Origin of the sequence: Pseudoalteromonas sp. APC 3893, from assembly GCF_030408095.1 — a bacterium.
Lineage (GTDB): Bacteria > Pseudomonadota > Gammaproteobacteria > Enterobacterales > Alteromonadaceae > Pseudoalteromonas.
Genome location: NZ_JASDCD010000028.1, coordinates 17,455 through 42,870, shown reverse-complemented (window position 1 = coordinate 42,870; position 25,416 = coordinate 17,455). Strand labels below are relative to the sequence as shown.

17 protein-coding genes are annotated in these 25,416 nt (G+C 38.6%); 7 read left to right on the top strand and 10 right to left on the bottom strand.

Features of this window, described 5'->3' with window-relative positions:
• Positions 1-238: 238 nt before the first annotated feature.
• Both QMA12_RS19900 and QMA12_RS19895 read right to left on the bottom strand, forming a co-directional pair.
• The gene (locus QMA12_RS19900) at positions 239-2,899 is read right to left on the bottom strand and encodes a TonB-dependent receptor (protein ID WP_290211204.1); all 2,661 of its coding nucleotides are present in this window, start codon (positions 2,897-2,899) and stop codon (positions 239-241) included.
• A 276-nt stretch (positions 2,900-3,175) separates the two neighbouring features.
• Complete coding sequence (locus tag QMA12_RS19895) at positions 3,176-5,533, bottom strand: DNA polymerase II (protein ID WP_290211203.1); 2,358 nt, start codon at positions 5,531-5,533, stop codon at positions 3,176-3,178.
• 60 nt (positions 5,534-5,593) lie between these two features.
• Here QMA12_RS19895 and dinG point away from each other — a divergent pair, with 60 nt between their 5' ends.
• From dinG to QMA12_RS19870, 5 genes are all read left to right on the top strand, one after another.
• Positions 5,594-7,669: an ATP-dependent DNA helicase DinG gene (dinG, locus tag QMA12_RS19890; protein WP_290211202.1), complete on the top strand. Its 2,076-nt coding sequence runs from the start codon at positions 5,594-5,596 to the stop codon at positions 7,667-7,669.
• The gene (locus QMA12_RS19885; protein WP_087534275.1) at positions 7,669-8,445 is read left to right on the top strand and encodes a TSUP family transporter; all 777 of its coding nucleotides are present in this window, start codon (positions 7,669-7,671) and stop codon (positions 8,443-8,445) included. Before dinG ends, QMA12_RS19885 begins: the two co-directional genes overlap by 1 nt.
• A gap of 1 nt (position 8,446) precedes the next feature.
• A complete protein-coding gene (locus tag QMA12_RS19880; RefSeq protein WP_290211201.1) occupies positions 8,447-9,055 on the top strand; it encodes a primosomal replication protein in 609 nt (202 codons plus the stop codon).
• Between the two features lie 78 nt (positions 9,056-9,133).
• Complete coding sequence (locus QMA12_RS19875; protein ID WP_087534277.1) at positions 9,134-9,406, top strand: late competence development ComFB family protein; 273 nt, start codon at positions 9,134-9,136, stop codon at positions 9,404-9,406.
• The gene (locus QMA12_RS19870) at positions 9,399-9,557 is read left to right on the top strand and encodes a DUF2496 domain-containing protein (protein WP_087534278.1); all 159 of its coding nucleotides are present in this window, start codon (positions 9,399-9,401) and stop codon (positions 9,555-9,557) included. The genes QMA12_RS19875 and QMA12_RS19870 overlap by 8 nt, the downstream gene beginning before the upstream one ends.
• Positions 9,558-9,573: 16 nt before the next feature.
• Here the strand turns inward: QMA12_RS19870 and QMA12_RS19865 are convergent, their stop codons facing one another.
• Together QMA12_RS19865 and QMA12_RS19860 are read right to left on the bottom strand one after the other, a co-directional pair.
• A complete protein-coding gene (locus QMA12_RS19865; protein ID WP_087534279.1) occupies positions 9,574-10,608 on the bottom strand; it encodes an isoaspartyl peptidase/L-asparaginase in 1,035 nt (344 codons plus the stop codon).
• Between the two features lie 126 nt (positions 10,609-10,734).
• The gene (locus tag QMA12_RS19860; RefSeq protein WP_087534280.1) at positions 10,735-11,439 is read right to left on the bottom strand and encodes a SapC family protein; all 705 of its coding nucleotides are present in this window, start codon (positions 11,437-11,439) and stop codon (positions 10,735-10,737) included.
• Between the two features lie 353 nt (positions 11,440-11,792).
• On the opposite strand from QMA12_RS19860, the gene QMA12_RS19855 reads away from it, so the two are divergent.
• Positions 11,793-12,473 carry a DUF6445 family protein gene (locus QMA12_RS19855; RefSeq protein WP_290211200.1) on the top strand — a complete coding sequence of 227 codons (681 nt, stop codon included), beginning with the start codon at positions 11,793-11,795 and terminating at the stop codon, positions 12,471-12,473.
• On the opposite strand, the gene QMA12_RS19850 is transcribed toward QMA12_RS19855, so the two are convergent.
• From QMA12_RS19850 to pgi, 5 genes are all read right to left on the bottom strand, one after another.
• Entirely contained in the window at positions 12,470-14,026 is a 1,557-nt protein-coding gene (locus QMA12_RS19850) for a tryptophan halogenase family protein (protein WP_290211199.1), read from the bottom strand. The genes QMA12_RS19855 and QMA12_RS19850 overlap by 4 nt on opposite strands.
• A 58-nt stretch (positions 14,027-14,084) precedes the next feature.
• Complete coding sequence (locus tag QMA12_RS19845) at positions 14,085-16,706, bottom strand: TonB-dependent receptor (RefSeq protein ID WP_290211198.1); 2,622 nt, start codon at positions 16,704-16,706, stop codon at positions 14,085-14,087.
• Positions 16,707-17,572: 866 nt separating this feature from the next.
• Positions 17,573-18,283, bottom strand: a complete 711-nt coding sequence (pgl, locus tag QMA12_RS19840; protein ID WP_290211197.1) for a 6-phosphogluconolactonase — start codon at positions 18,281-18,283, stop codon at positions 17,573-17,575.
• 2 nt (positions 18,284-18,285) lie between these two features.
• Positions 18,286-19,758 (bottom strand): glucose-6-phosphate dehydrogenase, encoded by a 1,473-nt coding sequence (zwf, locus tag QMA12_RS19835; protein WP_087534285.1) that lies wholly within the window; start codon positions 19,756-19,758, stop codon positions 18,286-18,288.
• Positions 19,759-20,020: 262 nt separating this feature from the next.
• A complete protein-coding gene (gene pgi / locus QMA12_RS19830) occupies positions 20,021-21,664 on the bottom strand; it encodes a glucose-6-phosphate isomerase (protein ID WP_290211196.1) in 1,644 nt (547 codons plus the stop codon).
• Positions 21,665-22,013: 349 nt separating this feature from the next.
• Between pgi and QMA12_RS19825 the strand changes: the two genes are divergently transcribed.
• On the top strand, positions 22,014-23,042 hold the full coding sequence (locus tag QMA12_RS19825; protein WP_290211195.1) for a LacI family DNA-binding transcriptional regulator: 1,029 nt from the start codon (positions 22,014-22,016) through the stop codon (positions 23,040-23,042).
• A gap of 57 nt (positions 23,043-23,099) precedes the next feature.
• Here the strand turns inward: QMA12_RS19825 and QMA12_RS19820 are convergent, their stop codons facing one another.
• A complete protein-coding gene (locus QMA12_RS19820) occupies positions 23,100-25,355 on the bottom strand; it encodes an aminotransferase class V-fold PLP-dependent enzyme (protein WP_290211194.1) in 2,256 nt (751 codons plus the stop codon).
• Between the last annotated feature and the right edge of the window lie 61 nt (positions 25,356-25,416).

The window sequence follows — 25,416 nt, the reverse complement described above, 5'->3', positions numbered from 1 at the left end:
AGTTATGACGATATTGTTGAACAAGTAAGTAGGGCGTGGAATGTATTTCGCTCAGACATTGATAACGTTAAGCGTATCTGTTCGAGAAAATGGATAAATTTGATCACTTAAGAAATAGTATTGGTATAAACACGGGGTGGTTCAATTAGAAAAAGAATAAATATAGATTTTAACAGAGGTATTTGTATGGATATAACTACGGCTAATTACTAGCCGTAGTTATTAGATAAATTAAATATTAGAACTTAAATTTAAATCCTGCAAAATATAGTCTACCTACTTGGCTGTATAAGTTAGCATCATAACTTAGATCAGGCTTTAAGATAGGGTCTTTATCTGCAACATTATTAACACCAGCTGTAAGCTCTAAATTCCAAGGAGTTACATAAGTGTAGTTAATATCAACGATGTTATATGAACTTAACTCACCTACAGCAGTAAATACCGTACCCGTAGCATCAGCTTCAGTTTTTTCTGCAGTTGAAGCAATATGGTTAAAGTTAACATTAACCATATGAGATTCTATATCCCAAGTTAAACCTAAGCTAACACGACGCTCAGGCAGGCTTGCACGGCCAATTTTATCAACATTTGCATAACCAATGATATCAGGCTCTTCATAACTTAGTACTTCAGACCATGCAAAATTTGAACGAAGCTGTCCTGCACCACCCAAATCAAAAACACCATTTAATTTAAAATCTAAACCATCGGTAGAGAAACCTGGAATATTTGCCATTGGCGCTGTTACTAATAATGAACGACCTGCAGGGTTGCCACCACGGTCCACTGAAACTTGATCATAACCAGCTGCATTATCATTAGGATCTTCAGGGTCACCGAGAAGACCTGCTAACTCTAGGTCAAAAACGTCTTGAGCTGATAGAGAGCTAATTTGGTTTGTTATTTCAATGTTATAGTAATCTAAAGACATATCGATATTGTCAGTAATATTATACACAACACCTAAGTTAACACTTTCAGACTCTTCTGGTTGTAAAGAATCAGTACCGATATAGTATGTTGTATGCTGTTCTTCTCGACAATCACCGCGAGAAGTACCCGCAGCATCACAAAGCACTACATCTTTTGCGTAAGCTGCTGACTCTGATGGTGCTTTATACAAGTCTTCAAGTGTTGGAGCTCTGAAACCTTTACCCCATGAAGCACGAAGTACTAGCTCATCAATAGGCTGAAACTTAATTGAAGCTTTAGGTACAAATGAAGAACCAACATCACTAAAATCATCATAACGAGCCGCAAAGTTAAGCTCAACAGTATCTGTTACTGGAACCAAAACTTCTGCGAAAATAGCACTTTCAGTCCGATCACCTGAAGCTGACCCACCCGCAGTACCGATGATGTTTTTAGCTTCATTTTGTGCTTCAGCTTGGTCGTAATAATCAGTTTCACGATAGCTTGTACCAACGTATAGACCTAAATCACCACCTGGTAAAGTTGCTAGTTCATTGAAGCTCACACCTGCAGTAAGTTCACGTAAAGTACTGCCTGAACGGCGGTTGCTGTTTGCGGCGAAACTGCCTAATTGTTCAGAATAAGCAGACTGATCTGGGTCTCGAGGATCCCAACCATCTAAAATTGCATTTTCAACACTTGGACGATGAACATAACCTTGTCCCCACTCGTTCATATCATAACGATTGTAGTGTGCATCAACATGCCAATCGAAAGAGTCGTGCATACCGTTTAAAGAAGCGCTCCAATCAGCCATATTACTTACTTGCCAAGTGTCACGAGCACCTATAGAGTCGAAACGATAGTAACCACGGTCACCAGCATTTACAGCTGTAAGACCTTTTTCTGTATCTTCGGCCATATCAATAGGAAATGCGAACCAACCTGCAGCAGGTGCAAAACGACCAAAGCTTTCATTTCGAGAGTTTAGTGAGCGAAAATTAAAAACAAGATCATCATTTACATCATAATCGAAATTAACAAACACTGAGTCACGCTTAGTTGAAGCTGCATCAGCCGCTAGTGCTGTGTAGTCATAATGACAACCGTCATCTGCTGGGTAGTCTGGTGCATCATTATGATATTTAAAAGCTTCACCATAGGCAGAACAGTCGCCTGTTGTTGTCATTGGATTAAACTCAAATGTTGTCATATCTAAAATATTACGGCCATACCAGCTTTGACCTGTAGTTCCAGCATAAGTGCCAGAACCATCATCTGTTGAGGTCGAAAACCAACGGTCACGTTGAAAAATTATATCTCTTTCATCGTGCTCATAACTAAACACTAAGTTAGAATTTTCTGATTTAATACCTGTAATAATTGAAAAAGAGCTTTCATCACCACCGCCATCTCTGCTAGGTGATCCCATACGCCCTTGAACCTGAACACCTTCAAAGTCTTTTCTAAGAATAATATTAACTACACCAGCAATGGCGTCTGAACCATATACAGCAGATGCGCCATCCCCCATAACCTCGATTCTTTCAACAGCTGCAAAAGGTATAGTGTTTAAATCGGCAGCTCCGCCACCCATTACTGGTGAACCTGGCATTTTTTTACCATTTATAAGAACTAAAGTACGAGACGATCCCAAACCTCTCAAGTTCACTGTCGCTTGGCTTTGAGCTGTATTACCTGAAGATGGTTGAATAGAACCAAAAGAGTTAAAGGTAGAACGATTTAAAACATCAGCAACACTTAACTGCCCTGAATTATCTAATGTCATTCTATCTAAAACAACAACCGGATTAGCCCCTTCCATATCTGTACGTTTTATGCGCGAACCTGTTACTTCAATTCTCTCAACTTTCTCAACACCTTCTTCTTCCGCAGCGATTGTGCTCGCTGAGAATGCAGCTGTTGATGCTGCACCAAAAGCAATCGCTAAGCGAACAGCTTTTGAAACTTTATTATTTAACATTTGATTCTCCCTGGACCACTATATTGTGGTTATTTTTATTTAGCTTTTGTGAACATTTGCAACCTAATAATTGCAAACACACAAAGATACTAAACAAAAAAATCACGACTGCCAACATCTGTTCACGAAAATTTAAACTAATTTGATTAATTTACACTTATTATACATATAAAGGGAACAAAACATGGCTTTTTAGGGACAGTTCAATGTGTTAAAAATGACTATTTGATCACCGCAGACTAATTAATAGGTACTTAGTACCAATTATATCAACAATCAAAACAGGTTAAGCTGATTCTTTTTTGTACTTTCAAAGTCTAATTTTAGTGGTAGAAGTATCATCTGTGCGATGGGCTTTATTTGTTTTTCAACATAAACGGCATAATCTAGTTTATTACCAGATTGGTGCAACCGTGCACCATTAGGAGTATATACATACTCAATGGTTTGGCCTTTATGGACTTCAAAATCGGGGTTTTGCGATTGGTATAATTTTACAGCTTGAACATGTGGGGGGATATTTTTTTGATAATCAGCTAAATGTTGCCCTAGTCGTTTACGGTAAACCAATTTGTTATCAAACTCACCCGCATGTAAACGTTCTATATAACTTTCGATGATGGGTGTTAACATATCAGTTTTAAAGTTTTCATCGAATAACGTTTCAAATAACTCTACTTGAAATTGCTGTGCAAGCTCAGTCCAATCACTGCGCACGGTTTCCATACCTTTGAACACCAGCTTTTTATCGCCATCATTATTAGTTTGACCCGCATAGCGCTTTTTAGAGCCTGTTGCTTTTCCGCGTATGGTGGGCATAAAAAAAGGACTGTAGTGAGTTTCAAACTCAATTTCCAAGTAGCTTGGTAAGTCAAACCGCTCTTTTAAGTTTTGCTCCCATTTGGTATTAATTGTTAATGCCAGTTGATGACCTATGGCATTACATGCTTTTGCTGGCATTTTTTCATCAAGACTCACGAATGTAGAATCAGTATCACCATATATAACGGTATACCCGAGTTCTTCAATCCATTTTCGTGTCGTTTGCATTATTTCGTGGCCACGTAGCGTAATAGAGCTTGATAACCGTGGATCGTAAAAACGACACCCTTTAGAGCCTAAAACACCATAAAGACTGTTCATAATAATTTTTATGGCTTGAGATAGCATTGGCTGATTAGTCTCTTTAGCTACTTGCCTTGATGAAGATAACTCTTTAATTAGTTGTGGTAGGTGGTGTTGACTGCGAGAAAATAATGCCTCATGAAAGCCTGGTATTGCATCGTTTGTATTATCTAACCCTTTGATTAAACCCAATGGGTCAATACAAAAAGTTCGCATTATAGATGGATAGAGACTCTTAAAATCCAGTACGATTACATTTTTATAAAGCCCTGGAGTGGACTCCATAACATACCCGCCGGGGCTTTCAAAGGTTAAGCCATGCTCTCCTAAATTAGGTGCCACATAACCACTTCGATGCAATAAAGGTAAGTACAAATTGGTAAATGCTGCAACTGAGCCCCCCATTCGCTCCAACTCAAGCCCAGTTAACTCCGTTCGTACAACTGCGAACTCTAATAAATTTAACTTTTCAAAAATACGATTAACCAGCACACAATCCTGCCGGTTGTAGGCCGCTAACGCTAGTTTGTCTTCATTATATAGGCGGATAATTTCAGCTAAACGATTATCGCTTTGAATTAATTTTTCTTCGCCTAGTACTTTATGACTGACGTTGGCCAAGGAGAAGCTATCAAAATGGTAGGTGGCATTTTTTAAAGTGTCTATCCCATCGACTACACAACGCCCAGGTATGGTTAATCGAGTAAAGTTACCTTGTTTAACATATAGCGGACTATTCCCACGGCCGATATGAAGTTTAATATTTAATTCTTCAGCCCTTCTAAACAGCACAGTAAAATCAAATTCAATAACATTCCAGCCTATGATGATATCAGGGTCAACATGTTTGATTAGTGTTTGAAATTGTTTTAATAAATCGAGCTCATCATGACACCAGCGAATATTTTGCTCACAATCTGTAGGCTCTCCGATCATGAGTACACAATCAATCTCATCACCTACTAGGCCAATTGAGAACAATACCCCTTCACCACTGCATTCAATATCTAAAGAGAGCGTTTTAAATGAAGGAGTATAATTATTTGCAGCTTTAAGTTGCGCATTATCAATTTGTAAGTAGCCATCTTGCTGAGTCACGTCCCCTGTTACATAGACACTGCCTCGAATAAAACGCTCCATTAAAAAGCGATCAGTATGGCGTATATCAGCTTCATAGATATCTACCAATTGCTCTAGTACTGAACGAGCTTGATATAATGCTTGTGTCGATAGAAAATAACAGCCAGTGCATTGAGCTGAGTCGAAGTGACGCAATGCCACCTTGTTAAAATACGCTAAAATTTGTTGTTCTTGTAATAATGTTTGCGCTTTTTGTACATCAGCAGAGCGAATAAAAAACACGGCTTGCTGATCAGGGATCATTACTTTAATAGGCCCAACATCACTACTAAGCCAATAACACAGGGTGATCCCTTGTTCAGCATTATATTTATTAGGCCCATATTGTTGCCTAGAAAGTATAAAGCCTTGATAGATAGCTTGTGTCAATGTTCGATCCCAATTAATATACAGCACTGTAATTATATACATACTTTAGGTTATTCACCCATGCTTTCTGATCCTTTAAAAGCCACAATTCGAAAAATTCATAAGCATGTGGCTGATAACCTCAATGATTATCGCCCTCGCAGCAGCCAAAACTACTTGGTCGCTGAAATTGCGAAAACCCTTGCAGGTGAATACCATAAAAAACAACGTATTTGTGTGATTGAAGCAGGTACTGGTACAGGTAAGTCCCTCGCCTATTGCTTAGGCGCATTGCCTTTAGCGCTTGCCCAAAAAAAGAAACTTGTTATTTCAACAGCAACCGTTGCATTGCAAGAACAACTGATCAGTAAAGAGCTGCCTTTTTTTAAAACGCATTCAGGCCTCGATTTTAAGTTTGATTTAGTAAAAGGGCGCCAACGCTATATATGTGCGCATAAGCTTCATAATGCTGTAAACGGCGATAGTCAAACACAAATGGAGTTTATGCCCACTCTTACATCGCCATTGAGTACCATGGAAGCAAAGTGTTTGAAACAACTCTATGATGCCTATACAAATAAAAAGTGGCTAGGAGACAGAGATAGTTGGGCTGATACAATTCCCGACCGAGTCTGGGGGTTAATTGCTTGCGATAAACACGCTTGTCAGCGACAAATGAAAGCACACCAAACCTGCCCTTTTCAACTTGCTCGCCAACGTTTAATGCAAATGGATGTATTAGTTATTAATCACTCATTACTGCTAGCAGATTTAGATTTAGGCGGTGGTAAAATCTTACCCGAGCCTGACAATACAATATATGTCATAGATGAAGCACATCACCTTGCCCATATAACCCGTGATTTTTCATCGGCTGCAGCCACAATAAAGGGCACGATTGACTGGCTTGATAAATTAGTAAAATTTAGCGGTAAAATGGCTAAAGTCATAGTAGGCCAAAAAGCGATTGGGCAAAATTTTAAACTGTGTGACAGTGTTAATGACGCCAATAAAGACTTAAAGGTCGTGCGAGATATCTTAGACAACGCCGATTTCAGCTACTCTAAAGATGATACCTACCGTTTTGAACATGGTGAAATACCGGAATCACTACACAATAAAGCAAAAGATATCAGCGAAGCCACTTTAGATGCTCTGCGCTGCTTAAATAAAATGCACGACACAATAGTACAAGATGTCAGTGATGGTGATATTAAACCCTATATTGCAGATCCAATTTTGGCTGAAAGTGGGCACTATATAAATCGCTTAGAACAATTAAATAAATTGTGGTTTAGTTATGCCTCCAAAGGCGAAGGCATTCCGCATGCTCGTTGGATAAAACGGTTAGAGTACAAAAATCATCATGACCACTTACTAAGTGATTGTCCTATTGAAGTGGGGTATTACTTAAAAGACAAACTGTGGCGACAATGCGCAGGCGCCGTTTTATGCTCTGCTACATTGACTGCACTAGGTTCATTTGATCATTTTGCCTATGAGAGTGGTCTTGCTAAAGAGGAAGGCGTTAAGTATTTAAAAGTCCCTTCTCCTTTTGACTACCCGAATCAAGCAACATTGCATATTCCACAATCTGCAATTGAACCAACCCATAAAGATTTTAGCGATCATTTAGCTAAAATCCTTCCTGAGCATTTGAATAAAGAGAAAGCTAACTTAGTGCTATTCGCCTCTTATTGGCAAATGGATCATGTTGTAAAAGCATTACGCACTAAAAGCATCGATATTTTAGTACAGGGTGAAATGTCACGTGAAGCACTGTTAAAACAGCACACAAAAAACATAGATGCGGGTAAAGGTAGTATTTTATTTGGCACTCAAAGTTTATCTGAAGGGCTTGATTTACCCGGAAAATACCTTGAAAATTTAGTGATCACGAAAATCCCTTTTGCTGTACCTACCTCTCCAATTGAAGAAGCTCAAGCTGAGTTTGTGCAAAGTAAAGGCGGTAATCCTTTTTTATCTATTACCGTCCCTGATGCGGCGAAGAAATTAGTACAAAGCTGTGGTAGACTGCTGCGCAAAGAGAATGATCAAGGCCGTATTACAGTGCTTGATCGTCGTTTAGTAACCAAGCGATACGGTAAAGCTATGCTTGATACACTGCCACCCTTTAAAAGACAAATAGATTATTAATGTTTGAACTTGCACTTGATCCAACAACATGGGCGCTCTTATGTGCTGTGGCACTTGCTGCGGGCTTTATTGACGCGATAGCCGGAGGCGGCGGAATGCTGACTGTACCGGCGCTGTTAACTGCGGGCTTACCGCCTCATTTAACATTGGGTACCAATAAACTTGCTGCTAGTTTTGGCTCACTCACCGCCAGTGTTACTTATTTTCGTAAGCAATTATTTAATCCACGATTTTGGGCAGCCTCTATAATTGCAACAGCATTAGGCGCACTTATAGGCACCTTAATAGTTGATTATTTAAGCATAGCGTTTTTAAATAAACTTTTACCCATAGTGATTATTCTCGTCGCTTGCTATAGCCTTTTTGGCAATCTGAGTACTGTAGAAGATGATGCGTTGCCACCAATGAACCGTGCTACAAAAATTAAGCAATGGCTACAGGGTTTTAGTTTAGGTTTTTTTGATGGTTTAGCAGGTCCAGGGACGGGGACATTTTGGACAGCATCAAATAGCTTACTTTATAAAATGAGTTTGCTGCTTAATTGCGGTTTAGCCCGTTCAATGAACTTTGTTTCTAACTTTGTTTCTCTTATCACGTTTGTAGCCCTTGGCCATGTCAATTTTTTACTTGGTATTACTATGGGGTTATTTTTAATGCTTGGTGCTTGGCTGGGCGCTCATTCAGCCATTCGCTTTGGCAGTAAATTTATTCGGCCTGTGTTTAATACTGTCGTTATAATTTTAGCACTTAAGCTAATTTATGAGGCGTATTTGTAATATGCAATCAGCGGCGTTTGATAAACTTTGCCAGCAAGTGGCGACCTTAAAACAACAAGCAATACAGTTCGATAACGCCAAGTTACTCACCAAGAACCGTTATATGCAAGCACAACCAAGCTTGTTTGACAGACGGGTATTTTCTACTAAAAGTATGAGTTTAGCAGACTATGTCACTGAGATTGAAGAAGAGGTAAGCAACCTTCCTCCTGCAGATCACCGTCATGCTTATAATTACGCACTAGAGCGCATTGGCAACCAAGTACAAGCTGTGTTTAATGTTATAAAGTCCACACCGATTTGGGCGAAAGAAAATAAAAACACCTTTAAACCTCGCAACAAACCAAAAGTTTACCAACAAGCCGTTAAAAAAATTATGCAGCCTGTGCATGAGCTCTATGACGAGTTAAAACAAAATCATGAGTTTGAACGCCGTTTAGTGCTTATGATTGAAGAACGTAAATTACAGATGCAAAATGCAGGTCCCGCAAAAGCAAAAGAACTCAATTTAGAAATATTATCTATACACGGGCGATTAGGTCGATGCCGTAAAGCAATTTCAGCCACAGAAGAGAAAATTCAAACCGTCGAAAAACAACAATTGCGCTAGCAAGCTACTCAATCTCGATTTATTTTCATTCCTAGTATAAACTGAAACCATGCGAACATTTCAACAGCAGGTAAGTTTGTGCAATTACATGATGATATACATAACTATTATGAAAAAATAGTTATTGAAGAAATAATAAAACGCCAACTAGACAAACAATATAACGATGACGTAATGGCCGATTTTTGCTGTATTGTACTAAACCAACTGCCACCTCGTTATATACGCTTTGATGTTGATATGGCGTTTTATTTACCTCAACAAGAACGCGAGCATATGGAAGAAAAAGTAAATACTGCAATTGATGTTGCCATAAGTCAAATAGCCAAAAAACAGGTCATTAATGAATAACGATTTAAACCAAGCTCCAACCTATGTAAAGCTCGCAGTTGATTTGATCATGGTATTAGAACAAAGCGATGTAAGTCCAGAAGAAGTACTGCAAGCATTAGAAATTGTGAAAAGTGATTATACTAATAAGCTTGCAGTAGAACGAAAATAGCCCGGCTATTTTTTAATTACTCACCTTTAAATATACCCACATAAGTTGCTTGGTTATTCGACTTACTTGCCCTATACATACCTGATGTATTAAACGGCAGGCTTATATTTCCTGACTTATCAACAATAATAACGCCGCCTGTGCCACCAATTGGTTTGAGTACACCATTAATAACTTCGTCACCAGCTTGCACTATCGTTTTATTTTGATATTTAACACGTGCGCAAATATCTGCGGCAACATTGTATCGAATAAAATACTCACCGTGACCTGTTGCAGACACTGCACACGATTCATTCTCAGCAAATGTACCAGCGCCGATAACAGGTGCATCACCAATGCGACCAAAGCGTTTTGCCGTCATTCCTCCCGTTGAAGTACCTGCTGCTAAATTGCCGTTTTTATCAAGTGCTACAGCACCAACCGTTCCCATTTTGTAATTATTGGGTAAAGCATTATGTGCTGCTTGATAATCTTTACCGGCTGTATTTGCTTTATCTAATTTTTCTTTGGCTTTTAACAACGATTTATAACGGTTATCAGTATCAAACAAGTTATTTTCAACCAGCGGCACACCTTGTTGTTTTGCAAACTCTTCAGCACCTTGGCCACTAAGCATCACATGCACTGATTCTTCCATTACTAAACGAGCTAGATTAATTGGGTTTTCTATATGCTTAACGCCTGCAACCGCCCCTGCTTGACGATCTCGCCCATCCATTATTGACGCATCAAGCTCATGGGAGCCATCATAGGTATAAACAGCACCACGGCCCGCATTAAAATATGGTGAGTTTTCTAAAACATTAATAGCCGCGGTGACGGCATCAAGACTTTCGCCTCCGCCCTCAAGAACCTTATAACCGGTTTCAACAGCTTCTTTTAATTTAGCCCGATAAGCTTTCTCTTGCTCTGGTGTAAACCGGCTTTTCTCTATTGTCCCTGCACCACCATGAATAGCGATAGCAAAAGGTGTTTCAGCACTAAGTGCATAGGGGCTCATAATTACAGTCGATATACTAAACAATGCCGTTAAAAGTAACTTTTTCATAATGCTGGTTTGCCTTGAGTTTTGATTATTCTAATGTGAATAAACTTATCTTTAATTTCAAGCTTTAGCAGATAAAACGCACAAAAAAAGCGCCAAAAGGCGCTTTTTAAATTTTAACTTGCTTAATTACGCTTGTTGCGCTTTTAAACGAGCTAAACGTGCTACTTGGTGAGTAGACGTTAGGAATGAGTAAATTGGCGCTAAATAACCACGTTTACGAAGATCTAAAAACTCTTCATCGCTTAGCTCATTAAGCTTCTTCTCATCAATAAGGTAGATACCATTAATATCTTTTTTCTCACCTTTGATATCTACTGTAAGCGTTTGTGCTACTAGTAGTTCTTTATCTGCTAAGAACTTAGTGAACGCTTCTGTTACTTGAGAAAACTCGATAAATGATACTAAAGCTTCTTTACGGCGCTTTAAATAATCTGTTTCTTCACCGTTTTCAAATAACGCATTACCTTCAGACTCACCAACAAGTGGGCTTGCTTCATCAATCACGATACCGTATTGATCTTCTTGAGGGTGCTTAACAAGGCCAAGTGGGTAGCGAGTTGTTGCCATAGGTGCAAATGCCGCTGTCCATTTACCATCTTGTACAAAAAGGTTTTCGCCTGGCTCTAAGCCAAACATTGCTACTGCTTGAAATTGACCCGTTTCGTTGTTTTTAACGAAAGACATTGGAAATTCATTTGCTACACGGGCAAACTCATGTGCAACAACTGGCACTAGATGCTGAGTTTTTAAAAATTCTACGTTAATGCCATTTTGAATTTTAGTGTTGGCATGTTTTTCGTTGTGTAAAGGCTGTACTTGTTGCTCCGCCATGTTACTGCTCCATTAATTATTTAATTTATATTTTATTGCTGTTAGTGCCCTAAGGCTATAGGTTTTAACAGCAAAAAGGAAGTGAAAATTTTGTTGCATTTTGTACTAGATATCGTTTTAAACAAAAATAGCTTACCTTTAACATTTTTTATAAAGCTATCAGGCAAGTGACTTTAAACTAGATACTAAAGAATATAGAATTAGAGGATATTTGAATACTTAGATGTGTATCAAATTTAAAACTAATTGACAGTAGTTTGTAATATAAAGGTACATATTCATGTTTCTTTTAAAAATGAATAATATCGAACATTAATTGATATCTCTGGCGAAATTAATCGAGGCTCCCTACTTTGAAAGTCCAACTTAAAAAAACTAAAAACGGAAATAACCCTTATGCCATAATTGATCTCCCTGATCATGAATGTGAACTATGGAAAAAAAACGCAAGTTTTTATAAAGGCGACTGGATTAAAGCACTTAATTATTACCCTGGGATATGGTCAAAAGTAACCCCACAATATTTCACCTTTATTGAAACTATATTATCAAAAATTGCCTACCACTTTAGTTTGGAAAACTCAAAAATTGAGTCTTTAAATTCAAATTATGCGATAGCTCAAACACCTAATGAAGAGCTATTGCCTTTGCAAAAAATTCCACATTATGATGGTGTTAAAAATAACCAGTTAGCTGTAGTCCACTATTTATGTAATGAAGAGTTTGGCGGTACAGGCTTGTTTTCACATAGAAAAACACAGCTTGAAAGAATCAACTCTGAAACAGAGAAACACTTCAGTAAAACAGCTAAAGAAGAAGCCCTGCAAGCTGAGTTAAGTGGCTATATAAATACAGATAATCCGTATTACGAGCTTATAGCATATTGTAGGGCTAAGCCTTCGAGACTATTCATTTATCCTGGTAATGTACTTCACTCTGCGATTATTCCATCACAATGTAAGCTTAATAATGAAATAGCAGAAGGCCGATTAACAATTACTTCCTTTATATCTTTTGAGAAAGATATTATCTAAATTTTACCTAAACCATGTTGTTTGATCTTATGGAGTAACTCTCTTTGTTTTTCTAAACTTTTCATTGCTAACTCACTAGCTTGTTGGATCTTGTCAATATGAGTTGTCGTTGCGCTGATCGTTGGGTGCCTCTGTATAATTGCATTTACGTCCACATCAAAATCCATACCGTACATTACATATAAATAATTCTCGAGCTTAAAAAGATCAGTGGTACGTTCAAAATCAAACTGACTAGGAATATGAGTTTGCCAATACTTTAGTTTTTGCAAAAGATCGCCAGGAATGTTGGTCTCTTGACGATTATCTAGCCAAAACTGGGTATCATCACGCTTTGAAATGCAATAATGGAGTTTTATAAAATCTATAATATTTTCCCAAATAGCACCTACCTGTTGATTGTAATCTTTAGCGATATTTTTCATTTCGCTAAAATTGATTGGCAGCTTTGTGGCTAACATCTTAGCAGTCATGTCAAAAACAAGCAGACCCGTAGCTTCAAGAGGCTCAACAAAACCTTGAGATAAACCTATTGAAACACAGTTTTTTAACCACGGTTCTTTTTGGTAACCAGTTTTCATAGGTATTTTTCGCGCATCAACTGAGTCTGCTTCTAAGTAGTCTGCAAGCTCTTTATAAGCATTGTCTTCACTTATATGGTCACTAGAATAAACTAAGCCGACCCCTCTTCTCGTTGTTAAACCGATATCCCAAATCCAACCAGCCTTTTGTGCATGTGCGATGGTATACGGTTTAATCGTTTGTTCGTTTTCTTCATAAGGAACTTGAATTGCAAGTGCGGTATCGCACAATAATACATCTGACTTATCTACAAACGAACCATTCAGTGCTTTGTTTATCAATTTTCCTTCAAAGCCACTACAATCAACGAATAAATCTCCACTCAAAACACCTTCATTTAACAGCTCTAATTCACTGATATATCCATCAGCTGAAAGTTTTACATTGCTAACATGTGCGTGGGTGTGCTGAACAGCTAAATTATCAATCGCATTCTCTTTTAATAATTCAGTAAATTTACTCGCATCCAAATGATACGCATAATTGACAACACCACCATATTCTGGAATTTGAATATTCTTAGGGGCTAGATTTGCCTCACATATGTCATGCTGTATTGAGACACAAGAGGCATAGTGCTCTGGGCACTTAGCTTTGTTTTGCAACCAAAATGCATTTATTGATTTATTCCCTAAGTGAGGATATTCAAATAAGTGGTGATAATAATTATTAGGCTTTTCTGATGGATTATAGGTCCAGTCTACAAACTTGATACTTTGTTTAAAAGTTGTATCGCATTTCATTAAGAGCTGTGTTTCCGAAATCCCAAAACTTTTAAGCGTTTCTCTTATAACGGGCACTGTTCCTTCACCAACCCCAACAGTCGCAACATCTGGAGAGTCAATTAACCTAATTGAAAGATTACCAGCAGCAATACTTTCTTTATAGTGTGATGCTAGGTGGTTTGCAGTCAACCATCCGGCTGTCCCCCCTCCTAAAATAACAATGTCCCTAATACTTTTTTGATTCATAATCTTCTCACAAAAAAGCCCCGAAGACGGGGCTTAATTAATACATCTTAATTTTAATTTAGAAGCGGAAGTCTACACCAATCGCATAGGTAGCTTCACCTTGGTAAGACCAAGCTGGATAACTGTCTTTAAGTGAAATCTTAGTTGCATCGTTATCCGCTGAAGCAGCTCCATATTGGATACTATCTTCTTCAAGTAAGTTTGTAGCTGCAAAACGCAATGTTAAGCTTTCAGTTAAATTATAATTAGCAGTTAAATCAAGCGTACCAAAATCATCATGCCAGCGATTTCCATAAAAACCTGTTTCGCGTATCATATACTCTGAACGCCAGTTATATGCCAAGCGTATAGCAATGTCGTCGTTTTCATAATAACCAACCGCATTTACTGTATGCTCTGAACTATCAGTGAAAACATCAACACCATCAGAGAAATTATCTGGATCAGCAGAACTATCAGCAAAAGTATAGTTAAACATGGTTCCAAAACCGCCCGCTAATGCATGTTGTATCTGGAACTCAATACCTGCAATTTCACCGCCATCGCCATCTACTTGTGTATTAACAGTCCAATCATCACAGTTACAAACAGGGTCTGTTATACCAATTTGTTGATTACGTAACGTTTCAGAAGTTGTAAAGTTACTAACGTCTTTATAAAAAGCAGTAACTGCAACTAAGTTTGAATCACCATAATAGTATTCAATGCCAATATCCGATTGTGTTGCTTTGAAAGGGTTAAGAGCAGGGCTACCTTTAGTAACACTTTGGTTACCCAACTGGGTATCACCGTAACCTGCTAATGATTGTGCAGCAAACATATCCGTGTAGTTAGGACGAGATATAACTTGTGCTACAGAGAAACGTAAAATAGTATCTTGATTAACATCATACGCTAAGTTGAAGCTAGGTAAAAACTCACTGTAATCACCTTTGTCTGTAACTATTGTAGAACTTAGACCATTGTTTTGTGCAATCCCATTTGGATCCACAAATGTTGGGTCCGGTGCAAAGTAATCAGATTCTGCATCTGTAGAGATATAACGAACACCAAAGTTACCACGGAAGTTCTCACCTGAGAAGTTAGCCATCACATAAGCTGATACATTTTCTTCTTCAACTGTACCGTAACCAGACCTATCCTCATGCCAGCTTTGAACAGCCGCTAAGCCATTTTCACGCATCGCACCAATATTAGGTAACGGAATAGTTAAATCTTGCATGCCAGAAGTATCTGTTCCGCCCCAATAGTTAGCAGGGTCTACACTAACATGCTCGCCTTGTACTGCACGACGAGACTCTTTAGTTACCTCATGATTTGACCAACGAACACCTGTTTTAATGCTAGTGAAATAATCACTTTCTAACATAAACGTTAAGTCAGCTTGGAAGTAAGTTTCTTCATCTTCATTAGGAGCAATTTGTGTTGCCCATTCTTGTAAGCCTCTACCAACCCAAACAGTATCAGCATCACCAATATCCCAACCATCTACGGCGATATCGATATTTGTGTACTCACCTGTCGCATCAATAGTGCCATGTACATCTTCAGGCGTACCAATAAATGAAGCATGATTAAGTGTTAAATCAGTACCGCCTTCAGCTTTAGTTGTACCGATTTGTGTTTCTAATTTAAAGCTATCGCCCTCATAATCAAATGAAAGGTCTATAGTTTCAGAATTCATTGACGCGAAGCGAGCAAATGTTTGTAAGAATGTTTGACCTGCTGGGTTTTCAGCATTTGTATTACGGATCAAGCATGCGCCAGCATCGTTAAACTGCGAACAATTTTCAGTATTAGAGAATACAAATAAGCTATTATTATTATTATCTGCACTTAGATCTAAGTTCATATAATGTAGAGCGAAACTCATATTATCAGTCGGTGCATATTGAGCTGTAAAGTCTACAGCAGTACGTTCACGATTTTGTTCAAAATAGTTAGCTGATTCTGCACCAGCCCAAGCGTAAGATGCTTCGTTACCACGACGAACATATGTTGTGTCTTCCCATGCTACAGCAGCTAAAACACCAAATGTTTCCTCATCATTTTTCCAGCTGTAAAGGCCTGAAATTGCAGGGTCTGTTTCACTTGATGCAGTTGAGTACGTACCTTCAGCAGAAACAAACGCTGTTCCAGCATCTAAATCAAGAGGTTTGCGAGTAATGACATCAACAGAACCACCAACACCACCTTCAAGTAAATCCGCTTGAGATGATTTATAAACTTTAATTTCTGAAATCATTTGAGGTGGTAAAAGTGTATAATTGAAACTACGATCTATAGCTTGCTGATCGTACCAACCTGTTGAGGCAACATTTTGTCCGTTTAACGTTGTTAAAGTAAGTTGATTAGACGCACCGCGGATGGATACCTGCTGACCTTGACCAAATTGACGATTTACAGCAACACCAGGAATTCGACCTAAGGCTTCACCCACGTCACTATCTGGAAACTTACCAATGTCTTCTGCAGACACAGCATCAACAACACCGTCAGCAAATCGTTTTGTATTTACAGACTGTTGTAATGAGCGGCGAATACCGCGTACTTCAATTACTTCAACGTCTTCTTGAACTTGATTTTCATCTGCTGCGAATGCAGCACCAGTGAATCCGGCACTCATTACAAGACCGATATTTACTGCTAATAAGCTTTTTTTAAAATTTTTAGCTAACACAGGATTCCCCTTGAATCATTTTGTTGGTTTTATATATCACTTCTGCCCAGTGATGATGACAACGCTGTCATCTAGTAACAAACCATACACTCTAAATTACATTTGTGCTACATCTTTTTAGCTGTTTTATACAATAAAACAGCCAAAAAGAACGCAAAGCATTGATTTAGAAGATTATTAAAAAAGTTCAATTATGATTTGTTACATTTTAACGAGGCGAATATATCATGATATGCTAAAAAATGAGAAAGGAATTGAGCCTATTTAAGGTAAAATTGAATTTTTAGATTCTGTTAAGTGTAAAAATTTCGTTCCACTTAGAGTATAGAAAGAGGCTCGTATGAGCCTTTCTCTATTGTAAAAAGATTTCTCAAAACGAGATTTACTAAATTTAATAATCGCTATTTTAGGGCAAATAAATAGCGAATAGGGAATCCTGTAATAGCAATCATTATTAATGACAGCGTTGTCATTTTGGTATTATAGAGAGCTATACAACCTATGTCTATAGTTATTTTATAGAGTAATTTATTCTCTATAAAATAACTGCTAGCCACTAGCTGTTGAAGCAACCTTCCATCTAAATAATTCTATTTATTAATTGTTTAGCAACACACCTATTAAATTAATCACAAGCATATATGCTTTAGATATTTGATACAAAAAGTAAATTTTAACAAAGTCGTATCATTGAAATGAGGATCACTGGTGTGAGTTGCTTCTACTATTGTTTTTTGATCTGCTGGAGTTAGGATGTGACTGGTTTTTTAGCTGTAGTCTTTACTATAGTAATATAAAAAGGTGCAGGCATAAAGCCTGCACCTTTTTATAAAATTGTTGTCCAATAAAATGTTATAGAAAAACGTTTACGGTGCCCAGTAAACTTCTATATTGATAGTTGGATGATTTAATACAGCTCTAAGAGGCATATCGTTAATATCGCCACCCGCTTTTGCTTTTTTATACACTGCAAGTTTTTCTTCGCCGCTGATCAGTAGCTTAACCACTTTAGATTGCGCTATTGCAGCAAGTGTTAATGTCATTCGTTCAGTGATACTTCCCGTCACGTCACTTTCAATGGCATTAATCGCACACACTAATTGTGATGTCGTTAAACCATGCTCAAGGCCTTCTGCATGTGGAAACAATGAAGCAGTGTGGCCATCAGGACCCATACCTAAAATTGTGACGTCAAAACTTTGCTTGAGTTGTTGGTATGCTTTTTCGCACTCCTCACTACCCTGCTTTGCTGTTTTAGCGGCATTTTTCATGGTAATAAAATTTGCAGCAGCGCCATGGTTTTGCAATAAAGTGCTTTTTATAAATGCTTCATTGCTCTTGTCATGACTTGCATCGACCCAACGCTCATCAACCATTGCCACATCAATATTTTTCCAATCTAATTCTAAATTAGAAAGGTACTTATAGGCAGGTGCTGGTGACGAACCACCTGAGACCATTAAAACAGCTCGGCCATCATTTTTAATTCCTGATACCAGTCTTTGCTCAAGGCTGGTTGATAGCTCAGCGGTTAATTCGTCTTTAGAATCAAAAAACTTTTCAATAATTGTTGCCATGGTTACGCCTTATCGCCAGTGTTAAACCAAACATGGTTGTTTTCAGCAAGTAACTCATCGGCATCGTCGGGGCCCCAACTACCAGCACGATACAATGCCGGCTTTCCTTTTTCTTGCCAACGCTCTACAATTGGATCAATCCATTTCCAAGCTTGACGCACTTCATCACGGTGGATAAATAATGAAGGGTTATTTGCAGCAGCGTCGAGCATTAAACGCTTATAAGCATCAGAGTGGAAACCATTACTGTAAGCCTGAGACAGCTCAATGTTCATTGTAACTGGCTCTAACTGCATTTCAAGGTTATCAAGGCGTTTTGACATCAAGGTAAGTTGAATGGTTTCTTCTGGTTGTAAGCGGATCACAAGGCGATTTGGTTCAATTTTACCCACATTATCGCCATACACATTGTGTGATACTTTTTTATATTCAACCACAATTTCAGCACAACGTTTAGCCATACGCTTACCTGTACGCAGATAAAATGGAACACCTGCCCAACGCCAGTTATCAATATGCGCCCGAATAGCAACAAAGGTCTCTGTTTTACTTGCGCCTTCATTTAATTCTTCAAGGTAACCTGGGACAATTTTCCCGTCTAAATCACCCGGTACATATTGACCACGAATAATATTGTCATCTACATCTGCATCGACTAGAGGACGAAGGGACTCTAATACTTTTAGCTTTTCTGTGCGGATACTATTTGCATTTAGCTTATTCGGTGACTCCATCGCTACTAAGCAAAGAAGTTGTAATAAGTGGTTTTGCACCATATCGCGCAAAGCACCCGCTTTATCGTAAAAACCAGCACGACTTTCAAGACCTACCGTTTCAGATAAACTAATTTGGATATTATCAATTGATTTAGCATCCCACATATTTTCAAATAGTGAATTCGAAAAGCGCAATGCCATTAAGTTTTGAACGGTTTCTTTGCCTAAGTAATGGTCAATTCGGAAAATTTGCTCTTCATTAAAGTATTCAGCAATTTTAGCATTGATCTCTTCAGCTGATTGGCCGCAGTAGCCAATTGGTTTTTCTACAACCACTCGTGAAGTTGATGTGATCAAGCCTTTGGTAGATAAAATCTCACAACAGCTGCCATATACAGCTGGCGGTAATGATAAGTAAAATACACGTGACTTGTCTTGTGCATCTTCTTCTAAAATATTTTTTAGTTTATCCCAATCATCATCAGCTTGTGTTACATTCGTTACAACTGGTACTAAGTGGGTAGCAAACGCTTTCCAATCTTTTGTATTAAACTCGCCTTTGCCTAAAAACTGCTTAAGCGCTTCATGCGCGGTTTCAATATATTCTGCACGTTTACTTTCTTCTCGAACGGTCGGTAAAATGCGCGAACCTTGTGGTAGGTTGCCTTCTTGATATGCGCGATACATTGCAGGAAGTAACTTGCGTAGTGCAAGGTCACCGCCGCCCCCAAAAATTACAATATCAAAAGGATTTAGCATAATTTACTCTCTAAATTTACTATGCCATGTTGTCAACTACGTAAACCGCAGTACAGGCATATATTCTTGTTGTTTAGGTGATATCAGCTTTTAGCATCAATTGAAAAAGCCTGTTGAATTCGCTTGTTCTTGGCTGGTTAAATGAGTCTTAGGGGCTCTGCATATCCTCTCACAAATATACAGGCCCTAAGAACTCCAGCGCTACCCGTTCAAAGGTATTTGGTTTGTAATACACATAAATAACGCATATTACTAAAATTGTTTAAGCGCGACGCGCTTTGTAGTAACTCATCAAACCCTGAGTTGAACTATCGTGAGGGTGATTAACATCATCATCAAGTAGTTCAGCTTCGATTTTAGATGCTAGGCCTTTACCTAACTCTACACCCCATTGGTCAAATGAACATATTTCTAAAATTATGCCTTGGCAAAATATTTTGTGTTCATAAAGCGCGATTAATCGACCGACGGCTTTAGCATCAACAACATCGAGTAAGATTGATGTCGTTGGGCGGTTACCTTTATGAATTTTATGATTTACTAGCTGCTCAATCTCAGAATCAGACTTTCCTTTTGCGGCTAAATCAGTACGAACTTGCTCTTCATCCACACCCATCATCATTGCTTCTGTTTGTGCAAAGAAGTTAGACAACAAAATATCATGATGTTTGCCGACGTTAACTTGTGGCTTAACTGATGCAATAAAATCAGCCGGTACAACAACATTACCTTGGTGCAGGCACTGATAAAACGCATGTTGACCATTAATACCTGTCATACCCCAAATAATCGGGACCGTGGTGTAATTTACAGTTTCACCCGCAAAATTCACATGTTTACCATTACTTTCCATCTCACCTTGTTGTAAATATGCAGGCAACATATGCAAAGCTTGGTCATAAGGTAAAATAGCTTGCGCATCATGCCCTAAAAAGCTGGTATTCCACACACTGAGCAAGGCCATTAATAATGGTACATTTTGCTCATTTGGTGCTGTTTTGAAATGTTCATCAACTTCAAACGCACCTTCAAGGATAGCTTCAAAAGCTTCAAAGCCTAAATAAAGAGCGATTGGTAATCCTATCGCACTCCATAATGAAAAGCGACCACCAACCCAATCCCACATAGTGAATACGTTTTCATCAGCAATACCAAAAGCAGCTGTCTTCTCTAGGTTGGTACTAACAGCAACAAAGTGTTTAGCAATCGCTTGGCTGTCTTGAGCTGACTTTAAAAACCACTCAACCGCTGTTTTAGCGTTAGTCATGGTCTCTGATGTGGTAAATGTTTTTGAGGAAATAACAAATAAAGTCGTTTCTGGGTCAATTTCTTTTAATACTGACGCAATTTGGACACCATCAGCATTGGAAACATAGTGAACTCTTAGTGTATCGTCAGCGTAGCTTTTGAGCGCTTCAGTTGCCATCTGTGGGCCTAAATTTGAGCCACCTACACCGATACTCACAATCGATTTAACCGCTTTGCCTGTGTAACCAAGCCATTGCCCTGAGCGCACTTTCTCAACAAACACTTTAATTTTATCAAGCTCGGCGTTAACCACACAACTCACGTTTTCGCCATCAACAACCAGTGAAGAGCTTTTGCGATTTCGCAATGCAGTATGAAGTACAGCTCGGTCTTCGGTGATATTAATTTTTTCACCGCTAAACATTTTATCTCGCCATCCAGCTATATCACATGCTTGGGCTAAGGCTAGTAACTCTTCCATCACTGAGCTATCAATTAATTGCTTTGAATAATCAAATAAGACACCGGGGATCTGGGTAGAAAATTGCTCGAACCGCGTGCTATCGTTGGCGAATAAATCTTTAAGATGAGCTTTTTTCATCTTCTGTGCACTTAGTTGTAATGCCTGCCAACTAGCTAACTGTGAACGACAACTCATTTTTAATATCCCCTTTTGACTTGCAACAAACTGATTTATAACTATCTTTTATAAATACAGAAGAAAAAATAGCGTAACAACCTACAATCGAGGTTAACGATAAGTTAAAATGACAGCGCTGTCAATCTTCTACTTTTATATTTTATAGATGAGATAATAACGCATATTTACTCATTTGACACCGGTATCATAAAAATTATCTCAATTATTTTACTGCTATTTTAGCGCAACATTAGATACACTAACTGGTCTTGATGAAGAATTAATGACTCGCCTACTCATTTAGGCTAAAACACTGAGCTTCATGAATTCATGGCAACACAAAAACAACAACCTAAAAAGTAACTGTATGAAAGTAACTATAAATGATGTAGCGAAACTCGCTGGGGTTTCGATGAAAACGGTTTCGCGAGTAATCAATAAAGAACCTTCTGTACGCAAAAAAACATATGATGTGGTAATGGAGGCAGTTAACGAGCTTAACTACCAGCCTAACCTAGCTGCACGTAATTTAGCAGGTACATCATCATTTACCGTTGGTCTTGTTTATGACAACCCAAATGCATACTACGTCATTGATATGCAAAATGGCGTATTATCGCGCTGCAAAGATGAAGGCTATGAACTGGTTATACACCCTTGTAATTACGCCGATGACAACATGGAGCAAGATATCAAAACCATGATCAAACGCTCCCGCTTAGCCGGATTAGTGCTCACACCTCCACTTTCAGAGCAAAGTAGCATTACTAATATGTTGGATGAATTAAATATACACTATGTCCGTGTGCTATCAGGTCGACCGACTGATGAAGATCAAGATACTTGTATTTATGTAAATGATTACAAAGCAGCCTACGAAATCACAACTCACTTACTTACACTCGGCCATAAAAACATTGGCTTTATTTGTGGTGATAAAGAGCATAAATCAACCAGTGAGCGTTTAGAAGGATATAAAGCTGCACTTGAAGATCATAATAGCCAAGCAAACAGTGACTTCATATATGACGGGAAATATTCGTTTGAATCAGGTGTTGAAGGTGCTAAAGCGTTATTAGCCGATAATAATAAATTGGCAATCACGGCTATTTTAGGCGGCAACGATGAAATGGCTGCAGGCGCTCTGTTTGCTTCGCGTTTAATGGGCATACAAATACCCGAGCAATTATCAATTACCGGCTTTGAGAACTCGCCGTTCTCCCGTCAAACTTGGCCAAAACTAACAACAGCTCACCAAGAAAATGATGTTATCTCTCAACATGCTGCCCGTTTGCTATTTACTAAAACACGAGGTGCTCGTAACCAAGATAAAGAGATTATTACCACATTTACGCCCTCTATTGTAGTCAGAGACAGCTCCGGCCCTAAGCTTTAATACTAATATGTAATATGGCGCTCTACTGAGCGCCATTTTTTTTCGCATCAAAAGCTATTATAACAACGCCATTCCACCATCTAAATTATATACCTGTTCAAAACCAAGTTGTGTAAGATTTGCAGCTGCTTGCTTAGAGCGATTACCACTTCGGCACAATAGAACATAACGTCGAGACTTGTCTAATTGGCCATCGGCACACGCATTAGCCATTCTACTTAATGGAATGTTTATAACGCGGTGTTTATCTATATTAAATAAGTGTGGTAACGCAGTTACGCCATGCTCATAAGGCTCGCGTGTATCAATTAAATAAGCGTTCGCATCATTTAATAACGCCTTTGCATGAACGATATCCACTTGCGAAGCTGAGAAACTATCTAATTTAGCTGCATACCCACAAAGACTTGCAAACTTGCCAGTGCTTTGAGTGTCATGTGCGCTTTTTTGATCAGCAAATTCAACAACTGAGATCTGATTGTTTAATAAAGCGAACAACAGCGGTGTTTGTATAATTTGGGTTTGCCAGTTTATTGCGAAACATTGCTGATAATCATGGCCAGAACAGATGATACTCTCTTCTGCCAAAGCGTTATTTAGTTTAACTAGAGATTCAGCCATTTGCACGGCACTGCCGCCTTTTAAACTAGTATTACCAAGGCCCGCAGGTAAAAGTAAATCACCACAAAAGCAATAAAGCACTTTTGACGTTTTATTACAGCGTAACATGTAACTAAAGCTATCAATGCTATGCCCTGGAGTAGCAATCCGCTCTACCCTAGTCTGCCCTAATTCAATTACTGATGAGGCAGCTGGCCAGCCTAATTGATCTGACCCACAAAAGTTTAAATGTGCTGAAAGAGCGGCTTTAAATAGCTCAACAGATGACATACGATCTTGATGTGCATGAGTGTCTAAAATGGCAACAACTTGAAGCTTTTGTGTAGTGACTATTTTTTCTAATCGCGGTAATAACTCTGCAATTGGATCTATTATTACTGCTTGGTGTTGGCTCGTAACATACAACCAGCAACATGCCCCTTGGTGACGGTACTGTGTTAAACCAAGTGCACAAGCTTCTTGCTGCGGTGATTCAGAATCTGACACGATTAAACAGTTTGCTTGCAAAATAGATTTAAGGGAGCGAATGCGCTCGCAAGCAAAATTAATATCCGTTTGCGTGGTGGCTGGTCCAAATGATAATCGTAAGGCATTTTCACTTTGCCAGTTAGACTTCCCCATTGCATCTAAAACAAAGCTTCTACTGGCTCCTGAACTACACGCTGAGCCACCGCTAATGCGTATGCCTGCTGCATCAAATAAGTCCATCACTTCTTTACTACTCAACTCATTAACAGAGAAGTTAAGCGTAGTGGGAACACTGTTTTCAAATTTATGATTGAATGTCAATTGACCAAATGTGTACTGTAGTGCATTGTGTAATTTTTCTCGATAATCATGCAATACGCTGAGTGGCTTAAACGTGTCATCTGTCTCATCTAGTAACAAATTAAACAGCTTATTAAGACCTGCGATCCCCGGTAAATTTTCAGTGCCAGAGCGCATACCGCTTTCTTGACCTCCCCCGGCAATAAACGGGGTATATGCACTGCCCTGACGAATATATAAAACACCAATACCTTTAGGTGCGTATAATTTGTGCCCAGAAAACGGCGCATAGTCTATCGTTGTTGTACTGAGCTCTAATGCTGTTTTACCTAACGCTTGAACGCAATCAACCATCCATGCAACGTCCGTGTTTTTTGCACGAATGACTGCCTCTATTGCGGTTAAGTCTTGATAGACACCCGTTTCATTATTCACCGCCATGGTACAAATCATCAATGCTTTGTCGGCATGTTGTGCAATAAAATCTAAATCTAAAATACCCTCACTTGAAACGGGTATGGCAAGAACTTGCGCATTGATCCCTAAGACTTCATTCCAATGAATTAATGTATTTGGCACTGCTTTATGCTCAGTTGCCCCATAAAGTAAAACCGGTTTATCAATCGAGTGATTTTTTGCGGCTATTAGTGTAGAAACAACAGCCGTTTGAATACCTTCTGTCGCACCAGAGGTAAATAAAATATCACCATCATGCGCACCAATCACTGCTCGCGCTCGATTACGAGTTTGTTCTAATAAATGTTTGGCTTGAATACCAGTAATGTGCGAAGACGATGGATTACCAAAGCAAATTTGCATCGTATGAGAAACAACCTCTGCAATGCAAGGCAACACGGGCGTTGTTGCGTTTGCATCAAGGTAAATTTGTGATGTTGAATCAGTTGAAAGTAAAAGATCAGACATTAAAAAACGCACCATATTACTAAAAGATATATCTTATAACACATTCTACATAAATTTTATG